The organism is Spiroplasma endosymbiont of Seladonia tumulorum (genome assembly GCF_964020235.1).
In the GTDB taxonomy this organism is placed as follows: Bacteria; Bacillota_I; Bacilli_A; order Mycoplasmatales; family Mycoplasmataceae; genus Spiroplasma.
Genome location: NZ_OZ026545.1, coordinates 857,108 through 871,412, shown reverse-complemented (window position 1 = coordinate 871,412; position 14,305 = coordinate 857,108). Strand labels below are relative to the sequence as shown.

At 30.9% G+C, this 14,305-nt stretch carries 11 protein-coding genes and 1 pseudogene; all 12 read left to right on the top strand.

The features are described from left to right. Positions 1-10: 10 nt before the first annotated feature. Positions 11-3,763, top strand: a complete 3,753-nt coding sequence (gene rpoC / locus AACL22_RS05560; RefSeq protein ID WP_338990258.1) for a DNA-directed RNA polymerase subunit beta' — start codon at positions 11-13, stop codon at positions 3,761-3,763. Between the two features lie 130 nt (positions 3,764-3,893). Then, on the top strand, positions 3,894-4,316 hold the full coding sequence (gene rpsL, locus AACL22_RS05555) for a 30S ribosomal protein S12 (RefSeq protein WP_126820749.1): 423 nt from the start codon (positions 3,894-3,896) through the stop codon (positions 4,314-4,316). A 25-nt stretch (positions 4,317-4,341) separates the two neighbouring features. After that, positions 4,342-4,809, top strand: coding sequence for a 30S ribosomal protein S7 (gene rpsG / locus AACL22_RS05550; protein ID WP_126820750.1), 468 nt, complete (start codon positions 4,342-4,344; stop codon positions 4,807-4,809). Between the two features lie 21 nt (positions 4,810-4,830). Then, positions 4,831-6,909, top strand: a complete 2,079-nt coding sequence (gene fusA / locus AACL22_RS05545; protein WP_338990253.1) for an elongation factor G — start codon at positions 4,831-4,833, stop codon at positions 6,907-6,909. Between the two features lie 118 nt (positions 6,910-7,027). Next, entirely contained in the window at positions 7,028-8,218 is a 1,191-nt protein-coding gene (gene tuf, locus AACL22_RS05540) for an elongation factor Tu (protein WP_338990251.1), read from the top strand. Between the two features lie 112 nt (positions 8,219-8,330). Continuing rightward, positions 8,331-8,513 carry a hypothetical protein gene (locus AACL22_RS05535; protein WP_338990249.1) on the top strand — a complete coding sequence of 61 codons (183 nt, stop codon included), beginning with the start codon at positions 8,331-8,333 and terminating at the stop codon, positions 8,511-8,513. After that, a pseudogene (locus AACL22_RS05530) lies at positions 8,514-8,945 on the top strand (LemA family protein). Positions 8,946-9,327: 382 nt separating this feature from the next. Then, on the top strand, positions 9,328-9,687 hold the full coding sequence (locus AACL22_RS05525; RefSeq protein ID WP_338990246.1) for a hypothetical protein: 360 nt from the start codon (positions 9,328-9,330) through the stop codon (positions 9,685-9,687). A gap of 18 nt (positions 9,688-9,705) precedes the next feature. Continuing rightward, on the top strand, positions 9,706-10,017 hold the full coding sequence (locus AACL22_RS05520; RefSeq protein WP_338990244.1) for a DUF3137 domain-containing protein: 312 nt from the start codon (positions 9,706-9,708) through the stop codon (positions 10,015-10,017). A 617-nt stretch (positions 10,018-10,634) separates the two neighbouring features. Beyond that, positions 10,635-11,543, top strand: coding sequence for a type I phosphomannose isomerase catalytic subunit (locus AACL22_RS05515; RefSeq protein WP_338990242.1), 909 nt, complete (start codon positions 10,635-10,637; stop codon positions 11,541-11,543). Positions 11,544-11,723: 180 nt separating this feature from the next. Next, complete coding sequence (locus AACL22_RS05510) at positions 11,724-12,476, top strand: fructose PTS transporter subunit IIA (protein WP_338990239.1); 753 nt, start codon at positions 11,724-11,726, stop codon at positions 12,474-12,476. Further along, positions 12,448-13,614 carry a PTS fructose transporter subunit IIC gene (locus AACL22_RS05505; protein ID WP_338990237.1) on the top strand — a complete coding sequence of 389 codons (1,167 nt, stop codon included), beginning with the start codon at positions 12,448-12,450 and terminating at the stop codon, positions 13,612-13,614. Before AACL22_RS05510 ends, AACL22_RS05505 begins: the two co-directional genes overlap by 29 nt. Positions 13,615-14,305 lie beyond the last annotated feature (691 nt).

Below are 14,305 nucleotides of genomic sequence, written 5' to 3'. Positions count from 1 at the left end.
GGAAGAAAAAATGATTGAAAATAATGAAAAAAATAATCGTATGATTAAAATCGGCTTAGCAAACCCTGATGATATTCGTAGTTGATCATATGGGGAAGTAAAAAAACCAGAAACAATTAATTATAAAACATTAAAACCAGAACGCGATGGATTATTTGATGAAAAGATTTTTGGTCCAACCAAAAATTTTGAATGTGCTTGTGGGAAGTACAAAAAATCAAAAAATAAGGGAAAAATTTGTGAACGTTGTGGAGTAGAAATTACTGAAGCGATTGTTCGTCGTGAACGAATGGGACATATTGAATTAGAAGAACCAGTAACACATATTTGAATGTTAAAAGCAGCACCTAGTCGAATTGCTTTAATTTTAGATATGAAAACAAAAGAACTTGAAGAAGTTGTTTACTTTGTTTCATATATTGTATTAGATGCTGGTGATGCAAAATCATTGAAACAAAAAATGGTATTAGATTTAGGAAATGCTAAAACATCAGCACAAACACGTCAACGATTAACAAAGACATTGTGTGAAATTTTAGATACACTAGAACCTAACACAATTGCTTATGAAGTGGGAGAAACAATGATTGAAGATTTAAAAAATACTTCATTGCCATTTTCAATGGATGAATGTGCTCAGTTCATTAATCGTCATACTAATGCACGATTTGGAATTGGAGCAGAAGCTGTTGAAGTATTATTAAAAAATCTAAACATTGATGATGAAATTGAAAAAATTAAGCAAGATTTAAAAGAAAAAAAAACACAATTAGATCAAAATAAATTAATGAAACGTTTAGAAGTTTTAGATTCATTAAAAAAATCAGGTTCACGACCAGAATGAATGATTTTACGAGCAGTGCCAGTCATTCCACCAGATATTCGTCCAATTATTCAATTAGATGGTGGTCGTTTTACAACATCAGAAATTAATGATTTATATCGTCGAATTATTATTCGAAATGAACGATTAAAAAAAGTTAAAGCAATGGGAGCACCAAGTGTTATTGTTAATAATGAAAAAAGGATGCTACAAGAAGCTGTTGATGCTTTATTAGATAATGAACGTAAGGCACGACCAGTAACGGGAAAAGATAAGCGACCATTAAAATCATTAACAAGTATTTTAAAAGGAAAACAAGGTCGTTTCCGTCAAAACTTATTAGGAAAACGAGTTGACTATTCAGGACGGTCAGTTATTGCAATTGGACCTGACTTAAAAATGTATCAATGTGGGTTGCCACGTGATATGGCCATTACATTATTTAAACCGTTTGTTATTAGCAAATTAGTTAAAGATGGTTTAGCAGCAAATATTAAAGTTGCGGAAAAATTAATTTTAAATCAAGATGATAAAGTATGAGAAGTTTTAGAAGAAGTTATTAAGACTCGTCCAGTGTTATTAAACCGTGCGCCAACGTTACATCGATTAGGAATTCAAGCATTTGAACCAAAATTAGTCAAAGGAAAAGCAATTAGATTACATCCATTAGTAACAACTGCTTTTAATGCTGACTTTGATGGTGACCAAATGGCGGTTCATGTCCCAATTACAGAAGAAGCAGTTGCTGAAGCACGAAGTTTAATGTTAGGAAGTCGAAATATTTTAGGACCAAAAGATGGTAAACCAATTGTTACACCAACCCAAGATATGGTGTTAGGGAATTATTATTTAACATATGAAGAAAAAAGACAATTAGGGGAAGGAACAATCTTTAAAGATTTAAATGAAGCTGTTATTGCATATGAAACTGGAGCTGTTGCTTTACATGCTTTAGTTGCTATTCCTGTTGTTGGTTTTGTAAATAAAAAATTCAAGCCAGAACAAATGAAAGATTATATTATTACAACCCCAGGAAAAATTATTTTTAATCAGATTTTTAAAGAAGAGTTTCCATACTTAAATGAACCGAATGTTGAAAATTTAACAGCATTACCTGCTCCCGCATTAATTAAAGACAATGTTAATTTAGTCGAATATTTAGCGAGTTGAAAAGTTAATCCACCATTTAAGAAAAAAGATTTATCAAATATTATTGACCGCTACTTTAAACAATATGGAGCTAATAAGACTGCTGAAATGTTAGATAACATGAAAAATCTTGGTTTCAAATATTCAGGGAAATCAGGAGTAACAGTATCAGCAGGCGATGTTAAAGTTTACGATAAAAAACAAGAAGAATTTAAAGCGGCAGATCAAAAGGTAAAAGAAATTAATGATTACTTTAAAATGGGAATGTTGACCAGCCGTGAAAAACAACACCGCATTATTAGTGTATGATCAAAAGTTAAAGATAACATTCAAACTGAATTAGAACATGTTTTACGTGAAGACCCAAAAAATCCAATCTTTATGATGGCGGATTCAGGAGCACGGGGAAATGTTTCAAACTTTACCCAATTAGTTGGGATGCGAGGGTTAATGAATAATCCAAAAGGAGACATTATTGAATTACCAATTAAGTCTTCGTTCCGTGAAGGTTTAACAGTGTCAGAATTCTTTATTTCAACCCATGGGGCACGAAAAGGGATGGCTGATGTTGCTTTAAAAACAGCTGACTCGGGATATTTAACAAGACGATTAGTTGATGTTTCACAAGAAATTATTATTACAATGAAAGATTGTAATGCTCGTCGTGGTTTTGTTGTATCAGATATTATTGAGCAAAAACATGCTAACATTATTGTGCCATTATTTGACCGTTTAGTTGGTCGCTATAATTTAAAAGATATTAAATTAAAAAATGGTGAAGTTATTGCTGCTAATACATTATTGACTGAAGAAGATAGTCGAAAAATTGTTGATAATGATATTAAGGAAGTTATTATCCGTTCTGTTTTAACTTGTGAAGCAGAAAAAGGTGTTTGCCAACGTTGTTATGGGAAAAACCTTGCTACAGGAATGGAAGTTGAAATTGGTGAGGCAGTTGGAACAATTGCTGCGCAATCAATTGGAGAACCAGGAACACAGTTAACAATGCGAACATTCCATACTGGTGGTGTTGCTGGGGGAGCTGATATTACCCAAGGGCTACCACGGATTAAAGAATTATTAGATGTAACCACACCAAAAGGATCAATTGCTGTTATTTCTGAAATTGATGGAAAAATTAGTAATATTCGTGATGAAGGTGGAATTCATACCATTTATGTTAAATCAGATAGTGATGAACGAAAATATAAAACGCAATATAATGCTGTTTTAAGAGTTAAAATTGGTGACAAAGTTGCTCGTGGTCAAAAATTGACGGAAGGTTCAATTAATATTAAAGAATTATTAGAAGTTGCTAAAATTGAAGATGTTCATAATTATATTTTAAAAGAAGTACAACGAGTTTATCGTTTACAAGGAATTGAAATTTCTGATAAATATATTGAAATTATTATTAAACAAATGTTAAATAAAGTTAAAATTATTGATGCTGGTGATACTGAATTATTACCAGGAGAAATTGTAACAATTAAACGCTATCGTAATGAAACAATTAACGCTGTTCGTTCAATGAAAAAACCGCCAACAGCAAAACATGTTATTTTTGGAATTAAAAAAGCACCATTAGAATCTGAGTCATTCTTATCATCAGCGTCATTCCAAGATACAACACGAGTATTGGTTAAAGCGATTATTAAAGGTAAAGTTGATTGTTTAGAAGGTTTAAAAGAAAACATTATGTTAGGACATTTAATTCCGGCGGGAACAGGATTAAAAAATCCCAAAGATATTATTACGGCTGGAATTGCAGCAAAAGCTGAAGAATACTAAAAAGACCATTAGGTCTTTTTTGGGAATATTTAGAATAAATCTTGACTTAATTTTTTGTTTTATGTAATATTATATATGGATTGTATTCTTTGATACACTCGGATATGTGAAACAGAAAGGAGAAAGCTTAATGCCAACAATTAATCAATTAGTGCGTAAACCACGTAAAGATAAAGTGTGAAAAACAAAAGCTCCTGCTTTAAACAGAGGGCTAAACTCTTTACAAAAAAAACCTACTAATGTTACAGCACCACAAAAAAGAGGTGTTTGTACAAGGGTTGCAACAATGACACCAAAAAAACCGAACTCAGCGTTACGAAAATATGCTCGTGTTCGTTTAACAAACGGAATGGAAGTAACAGCATATATTCCTGGTGAAGGACATAACTTACAAGAACATAGTGTTGTATTAATCCGTGGTGGAAGGGTTAAAGACTTACCAGGGGTTCGTTACCATATTATTCGTGGTACTTTAGATACTGCTGGAGTTAATAATCGCCAACAAGGAAGATCACTATATGGAACAAAAAGACCAAAAGCTGCAAAAGCTTAATTAAACAGAAAGGAGGATTATTACGATGCGTAAACGCCAAGCAGAGAAAAGAGATGTTTTACCAGATCCAATTTATAGTTCAAAATTAGTAACACGTGCAATTAATAAAATTATGATTGATGGGAAAAGAGGAGTTGCTCAAACAATTTTATATGGAGCATTTGAGATTGTTAAAGAAAAAACAAAGACTGAACCGTTAGAAGTTTTTAATAAAGCAATTGAAAACATTACGCCACATTTAGAATTAAAAGTTCGCCGAATTGGGGGAGCTAATTACCAAGTTCCAATTGAAGTAAATGAAGATCGTAAAGTTACGTTAGGATTAAGATGATTAATTAATTATGCAAGATTACGTAATGAAAAAAGTATGATTGATCGTTTAGCAAATGAAATTATTGATGCTTCAAATGGAATTGGGGGAGCAGTTAAGAAAAAAGATGATACTCATAAAATGGCGGAAGCTAATAAGGCTTTTGCTCATTATCGTTGATAAAAAATAGAAAGGAAAAGAAAAATGGCAAGAGAATATTCTCTAGAAAATACGAGAAATATTGGAATTATGGCACATATTGATGCTGGAAAAACTACAACAACAGAACGCATTTTGTTCCATACTGGGAAAATTCATAAAATTGGTGAAACCCATGATGGAGCTAGCCAAATGGATTGAATGGCTCAAGAACAAGAACGTGGAATTACAATTACTTCTGCGGCAACAACGGCGTTTTGAAAAAATATGCGCTTAAATATTATTGATACTCCAGGACATGTTGATTTTACTGTTGAAGTAGAAAGATCATTACGTGTGTTAGATGGAGCAGTAGCTGTTCTTGATGGACAATCAGGAGTTGAACCCCAAACAGAAGCGGTTTGACGTCAAGCAACCACATATGGTGTACCACGGATTGTCTTTGTTAATAAAATGGATAAAATTGGAGCTGACTTTTTATACTCAGTAAAAACAATTCATGACCGTTTACAAGCAAATGCTCATCCAGTTCAAATTCCAATTGGAGCTGAAGACCAGTTTACAGGAATTATTGATATCGTTGAACGAAAAGCTTATCATTATGATGGAGCAGCAAACGAAGAAGCAAAAGAAATTCCAATCCCAGATGATTTAAAAGACTTAGTTGAAGAATACCGAATGAAATTAATTGAAGCAGCGGTTAACTTTGATGAAGAGTTAATGATGAAATACTTGGATGGTAATGATATTTCAATTCCAGAAATTAAAAGTGCAATTCGTACTGCAACATTAACTGATGATTTTTTCCCAGTCTTTTGTGGAAGTGCTTTTAAAAACAAAGGAGTTAAATTAATGTTGGATGGGGTAATTGATTATTTACCTTCACCACTTGATATTCCATCAATTAAAGGTGTTCTAGAAGATGGGACTGAAGTTGAACGTCATGCTGATGATAGTGAACCATTTTCAGCATTAGCATTTAAAATTATGACAGACCCATTTGTTGGGAAATTAACATTCTTCCGGGTTTACTCTGGAGTGTTAAAAAAAGGAAGTTCTGTATTAAACTCAACAAAAGATAAAACAGAACGTATTGGTCGTTTGTTAAAAATGCACGCTAATAATCGTGAAGAAATTGAAGCAGTGTATGCTGGTGATATTGCAGCAGCAGTTGGTTTGAAATTAACAACAACAGGAGATACGCTTTGTGATGAAAAAAATGAAGTAATCTTAGAATCAATGGTTTTTCCAGAACCAGTTATTAACTTAGCTTTAGAACCAAAAACAAAAGCTGACCAAGAAAAAATGAGTTTAGCATTACAAAAATTAGCAGAAGAAGATCCAACTTTCCGAACATGAACAGATGAAGAAACAGGACAAACAATTATTGCTGGAATGGGAGAACTCCACTTGGATATTTTAGTTGATCGAATGAAACGTGAATTTAAAGTGGAAACTAATGTTGGAGCACCACAAGTTTCATATCGTGAAACATTTAAAGATAGTGCTGAAGTAGAAGGAAAATACATTAAACAATCAGGAGGACGTGGACAATATGGACACGTATGAATTAAGTTTGAACCAAATCATGATAAAGGATTTGAGTTTGTTGACGCAATTGTTGGTGGAAAAATTCCAAAAGAATTCATTGGTTCAGTTAAAAAAGGTTTAGAAGAGTCAATGCAAACAGGAAAATTAGCAGGATATCCAATGATTGATATTAAAGCAACATTATATGATGGGTCATACCATGATGTCGATTCATCACAAATGGCTTATGAGTTTGCAGCTAGTTTAGCTTTAAAAGAAGCCGCTAAAAAATGTAAACCAGTTATTTTAGAACCAATTATGGCTGTTGAAGTTACTGTTCCAGAAGAATACTATGGGGATGTAATGGGAAACTTATCTTCACGTCGTGGTCAAATTGAAGGAAATGATCAACGTGGGAATGCCCAAGTTGTAAAAGTAAAAGTTCCATTATCAAAAATGTTTGGATATGCAACTGACTTACGAAGCTTTACCCAAGGACGGGGAACTTATACAATGTTGTTTTCACATTACCAAGAAGCACCAAAGTCAATTACCGAAGAAATTATTAAAAAAGCAGGAAAATCAACAGATTAATTATTACACAATGGTTTAATCTACCATTACTAAAAAAAGATTGCAAAGTAAAAAGAATTAATTTATAATAGTTATGACATTTGTCTATTAATTAAAAATATAGGAGGAAAAGATTAAAATGGCAAAACAAAAATTTGATAGAAGTTTACCACACGTAAATGTTGGAACAATTGGCCACGTTGACCATGGTAAAACTACTTTAACAGCAGCTATTACAACTGTATTAGCTAAAAAAGGATTTGCAGAAGCCCAAAAATATGACAATATTGATAAAGCTCCTGAAGAAAAAGAACGTGGGATTACAATTAATACTTCACATGTTGAATATCGTACTGATAAAAGACACTATGCGCACGTAGACTGTCCTGGACATGCCGATTATGTTAAAAACATGATTACAGGTGCTGCACAAATGGATGGTGCGATTTTAGTTGTTGCAGCAACAGATGGGCCAATGCCTCAAACAAGAGAACATATCTTATTATCAAGACAAGTTGGTGTACCAAAAATGGTTGTTTTTTTAAACAAATGTGATATGATGGATGGCGATACTGAAATGATGGATTTAATCGAAATGGAAGTTAGAGATCTATTAAGCGAATATGGTTTTGATGGTGAAAAAACACCAGTTATTAGAGGATCAGCTTTAAAAGCTCTTGAAGGTGATGCTCAATGAGAAGAAAAAATTATGGAATTAATGAACGCAATTGATGAATGAATTCCAGAACCAGAAAGAGATACTGCTAAACCATTTATGATGCCAGTTGAAGATGTTTTCACAATTACAGGTCGTGGAACAGTGGCAACAGGTCGTGTTGAACGTGGAATTGTTAAAGTTAATGAAGAAGTTGAAATCGTTGGATTAAAAAATGAAACTAAAAAAGTTGTTGCAACAGGTTTAGAAATGTTTAGAAAATTATTAGATGATGCTAAAGCTGGAGATAATGTTGGGGTTTTATTACGTGGAGTTGATCGTAGTGATGTTGAACGTGGGCAAGTTATTGCTAAACCAGGTTCAGTTAAACCACATAAAGAATTTAAAGCACAAGTTTATGTTTTAACAAAAGAAGAAGGTGGACGTCATACACCATTCTTCGGAAACTACCGTCCACAATTTTACTTCCGTACAACGGATGTTACAGGTTCAATTAAATTACCAAGCGGTGTTGAAATGGTTATGCCAGGGGATAATGTTGAAATGATAGTTGAATTAATTGCCCCAGTTGCGATTGAAGAAGGAACAAAATTCTCAATTCGTGAAGGTGGACGTACAATTGGTGCCGGAACAGTTGTTTCAATTAGTAAATAATAACATTAAAAAATAACTCTCTTTGAGTTATTTTTTTATTAATTATAATTAATCTTGTTTTTATATTTTTTTCTTATATAATATTAGATAAGTTCTGAAAGGAGTAGTAACAATGGGATATAATCCAACAGTTAATAATGCGGAAGTTCCAGCAACAAGTAGTTTTTGAGGAAAATTCTTTGTATACATTTGATTTATTTTAATTATCCCAATTTTCTTTTTTATTTTATCAAGAAATAATTTAATTAGAAATAAAGAAAAAATTAAAGAAACAGCTTCTGACATTGATGTTTAATTAAAACGAAGAATTGATATGTTAACAAAATTAATTGATAGCACAAAGCAATATATGAAATATGAAAAAGATACTTTAACAACAGTTGTTGAATTACGTAGTCAAGCAAATAAAAACTTAAATGTGAAGGAATTAGAGCAAGTTAATAATGCTGTTACAAGTCAAGCTGGTAAAATTAATGTATTATTAGAAAATTATCCAAATTTAAAAGCTAATAACAGTGTAATTGAATTATAAGCAGGAATTAGAGATTGTGAAGATAATATTGCCGCTGCACGACGTTTTTATAATTCAGCAGTTCGTGACTTTAATGCGAGTTTAAAAACATGCCCATCAAATATTGCAGCAAGTTCATTAAAATTAAGTACATTCTTATATTTTGAAGCTAATGCTGCTGATCGTCAAGATGTTAAGATAGATTTAGGCCAATAATTATTTTGGTTTAATTCTATTTTTTAATTAATTAAAAAAATATAAAAGGATAAAATAAGAATGATTAAATCAGATTTAGAAACAATTGTTGAACATGATTTTCAAATGTTAATGCAAAAACATAAACTAAAAAATCTTAATTTTAAATATTTTAAAAAACGGTATATCTTTTTGAATTTTATCTTAGTTGTTATTACTTTTTTTCTTGTGGTTTTTATTATTAGCAATAATTATGGGAATGCCACTTAGTTTTTAAAAAGGATTATTAGAATTAGGTATTGCTGGCAAAATTATTTTAGTTTTTAGTAGTTTAGTTACTTTAAGTTTAGGGATTTGATTATTTACAAAGTATTATTAAGCAGCAAAATTACAAAAAATTATTATGCAAGAACTACCGTTTGAGAAATTTTATCAAATTGGTCTTAATGCTTTGGCAAAAAAACAATATCAAATTGCTACTATTACTCAAAAATTTAATCTTTTTCCACGCATGGGAGTACCTAATACGAAAGATCTTAAAGAAGACTATGTTATTAATTTTTATGAAAATGATATTAATTACTCATTTGGAACATTGACACGACGTGAAGTGAATGGTTGAGGTAAAGATGAAGAAGTTACTTATACGCGATATTCATATTTGACGTTTGATGTTAAGCAAATGCCAGAATTAGTTGCTACAATTAAAGCAATGCATACATTCTTAAAAATTTTTAAAACAAGAGATAATACAACATTATAATCAACAGAATTTGTAAAAATGTTTGCTGTTAATGCAAATGACCAAATTTTAATACGAAAATTATTAACACCAAAAGTAATAGTCAATTTAATTGAGTTAGCAAAAGAAGAAACAAAAATTCCAATAATGCACTTTGATGATGGGAGCTTGACAATTGTTTTTAATAATTATTTTGTTAATAGTTTTGATTACCCAAAAGGACGACTACTCGGATTCTATTTTATTGGAACTTATCAAGATATTTTGACAAATATTATTGATGTTATTCATCAAGACATTGAATGATTATTGACTGTTTTGCAATGAGTTTTAGTGTATGATTTTAGGTAGTAGATTTTTGTGGTGGAATGGGTTTATTTAAAATAATTAAATTAATGGTATTAAATCCACCAATAATACTACAACTTCATAGAGCATATCCTAAGCCAACATATCACAATCGCTTAATTACAAGACTAAAAGTTGTTTTTAAAATTAGTTGGATGGAAATTAAAGTTAAAAAGAAGAAAACAATTGTAATGATTAAAACAAAAAAAAAAAAAATATAAACTTAAACGTAATCGATTTTTGTTGTTGTCATAATAATAAATTTTTGAAAAAATAAAGGGGTTTTTAATAATTAAATAATTAATAAATAATATAATTAAATTAACCACAAGAAAAATTGAACAATAAATTAATTTATCTTGTGATGGCATGTTTTTTAATGCTAGGAAAATAATTATAAAAATAATTGTTACAATACCTAAATGCAGCAAAAAGTCATAATAAATGCCATTTAATTTTTTAAGATAACTTCGAATACGAATAATTTCCATTGTTGACTCCAATCATTTTATTAGTTAAATATATCTTACTATAAATTTTAATGATAATATTATTTAATGATAATATTATTTTTTCAGTTTTTGTGGTTTAATATAATAGAAAAACTGAGGAGGACATTTATGTATAAAGTAATTAAAGTGACACCATATTTTTCAGAACGTTTATGAGGGGGGCAAAAATTAGCGGATTTTGGTTTTCAATTGCCAACAGATGACTTATATGGTGAAGCATGAGTGATTAGTGCATTAGATAATGGAATGAGTTATATTGCGAATGGTTCTGAGACGGGAGTATCATTAAAAACATTTTTTGCAAATCATCCAGAATATTTTGGAACTACGGATAAAGAATTTCCTTTATTATCCAAAATTATTACAGCAAATGATTATTTATCAGTTCAAGTTCATCCTGATAATGAATATAGCTTAAAACATAACAAAATGTTAGGTAAACCCGAATGTTGATATATCCTTGATTGCCCTATTGATGCTAAAATGATTTATGGACATTATGCTCAAACAAAAGCAGAATTAATTCAATTGGTTGAAAAAAAGGCATGAGCACAATTATTTACAGAAGTAAAAGTACAAAAAGGGGATTTTTTATATGTTCCTCCAGGTAAAGTTCATGCCATTACCCCAGGTGTAACAGTTTTTGAATTACAACGTTCATCAGATATAACATATCGTTTTTATGACTTTGATCGTGCTGATAAAGATGGAAACTTTCGTCCGCTTCATTTACAAGAATGTTTTGATGTAACAACAGTTCCTGATTCAACTAATCAAATTGTTCATCGTAATGAAGGAATTTTAATTGATAATGAATATTTTACATTACAGTTGTTAACAAAAACACGAGAACTTGATTTAAATACTATAAAATGAGCACAAGTAACAGTTGTTGAAGGAAAAATAACCATCGGAACAACAGAACTTTTAGCAGGTGAATCAGCAATAATTGTGGAATTAGCACAAAAATTAACAATAAATGTTAAGGGCAAAGTATTATTAAGTTATAAAAGATAAATTTAAAAAGAGCAAAAATTTGAATTTTTGCTCTTTTTTTAACTAAAAAAATGACACCTATTAAATTTTAATTTTATAGAAAAAAAATTCCATTTTATATTTAAAAATAGATTTTTTAAATAAAATTATTTAGTTTTAATTTTAAAATAGTAAACTATAAATGGAAGGAGGAAAAACTATATGTATAATAACATTTTTAATGAAAAACATATTATTTTAGATTCAACAGCTAAAACTAAAGAAGAAGCTTTTTTAGAACTTGCTCAATTAGCTGAAAATCTTGGATATGTTTCTGATCGCAATGAACTTGTTAAAGGTTTTGAGACCCGAGAAAAAGAATCTTCAACAGGTTTTGAAGATGGCTTTGCAATTCCTCATGCACGAATTAGTGCTGTTACAAATGCAGCGGTTTTATTTATTCGTTTCAAAAATGATGTTGATTGAAATGCAATGGATGGAAAACCAACGAAAGTTGCCATTGCTTTAATTATTCCTGAAGCTAAATCAGGAGAAATTCATTTAGGAATTTTAAGTGAAGTAGCACGAAAATTAATGGATGAAGATTTTAAAAAAGCAATGAAAGTTGAAACAGACAAAGCAAAAATTTCAACAGCATTATTAACTGGGATTGGAAAAGAAGAGGTTCCAACCAAAACGACTCCAACTGGTCAAAAGCCGTTGCTTTTAGCAATGACAGCTTGTGCAACAGGAGTAGCGCATACTTTTTTAGATGCGGATAAGTTAAACCAAACTGTTCCTAAAATGGGATACGACATTAAAGTTGAAACACATGGAGCTGAAGGTGTTCGCAATGATTTTACAGAGAGAGAAATTAAAGAAGCCGAAGTAATCATTGCTGCAACGGATATTGGACTTGATATGGAAAGATTTAAAAAAAGGAAAAGTGCAACCAACTGGAGAATTTATTACTAAGGGTGCTAATGGTAGCAACCAAAAAGTTGGAGTAATGAAACACTTAATGGCTGGGGTTTCATATATGGTTCCAATTGTTATTTTAGGAGGAATTTTTATTGCTATTTCATTAGGATTAGCAAAAGCAATTTATGGTCCCAACTATGAGAATTTTCATGGTTCATTAAAAGGAATGGGTTGAATTCCTAATGCTAGCGGAACAACGGCACATTGAGGAGAAATATTTTATACTGACCCATTAACTGACCCAAAAAACTTTTTCTATTATTTTAATGTTATAGGGGTATCAGCCTTTACATTAATGATTCCAATTTTGGGAGCATTTATTGCTAATTCAATTGCTGAACGACCAGCAATTGCTCCAGCTTTAGTTGTTTCATTTATTGGAAATAATGCTGCTAACTTTTATCCTTTACCAGGAATTGAAGCAGTTAATACTCCAACTGGATTCGTTGGAGCAATTGCAGCCGGATTAGCGGTTGGATATACTGTTAAATGAATTAATACTTGAAATGTTCCAAAAGGATTAAAACCAGTAATGCCAATCTTCTTTATTCCAATTGTTGTCGGCTTTATCTATGGAATGATTATGATGTTTGTGATTGGCTCAACTGTTGGTTGAGTAATGGGTAAATTCCAAGATTGAATTTCACGAACATGAGGTAATACTTCAAATGCTGCTAATGTAGCAATTGGATTAGGCTTTGGACTATTGATCGGAGCAATGGCTGGTTTTGATATGGGTGGACCAATTAATAAAGTTGCATTCTTAGCATGTACAGGTTTAATTGGTTCAAAAATTTATACACCAATGGGGGCAATGGCAGCTGCAATTCCAGTTGCGCTAATGGGAATGGGAATTGCAACATGAATTTTTAAACCATTTTATAATGAAGAACAACGCACAATGGGTTCAACAGCATTCTTTATGGGATGTATTGGAATCTCAGAAGGAGCAATTCCATTTGCAGTTAATGATCCAAAACGTGTTATTCCAAGTAACATTGTTGGTTCAGCAATTACGGGTGCTTTAGCTGGTGCTGTAGGAATTGCTGATTTGGCTGGTCATGGTAGACCAATTGTTGGATTCCTATCAGCGTTAGGTCGTGGTAATGGTGATGCTGGAGTTTATGTATAAGCTAATGCTTGAGGATGGACATTACTAGCATTCTTATTTATGATTATTGGGGCTTTAATTACTGCCTTTATGTATGGTTTCTGACAAGTTGTAGATAAAAAATGTACTGGTGAAACAATTTCAATGAAACAATTTGTGATAAAAAAAACATACTAATAAAGTAGTTGCTAATAAAAAATCTCAAAAAGTAAAAAAAGAACATAATCACCGCCATATAACAAAAAAGTAATCATCAAACCCAAATTAAAAAAAGATTAATAATAAGGATTATTAATCTTTTTATTTTTTGTGTATAATAGAAAATATTAATATAAAAGGAGGACAAGACAATGCATTTGTTAGTAAAATCATTATTCGATGTTTTTCCATGATGAGCTGCTTTATTAATTTCAATAATAATTTTGATGTTTATAATTGGATTAGTTATTTTTTCAAACGAAGAACTGATCAAGTTGTAAATCATAGTGAAAATAAAAAATTAGAAAGTTTATGGCAAAAAATTGGTAAGTCAAGAAAAAAACACAAAAAGCAAAAAGCAGTAAATAAGAATAAGAATAAAAATCAAGATAAAGATAACTTAAAATAAAAATCATAATTTTTATTTTTTTATATTATAATATTTCCAGGATATTTTAGGTTCATTATATAAAGGGGGATACAATGATAAAAGTACAAGGCAAAAAACATCTGA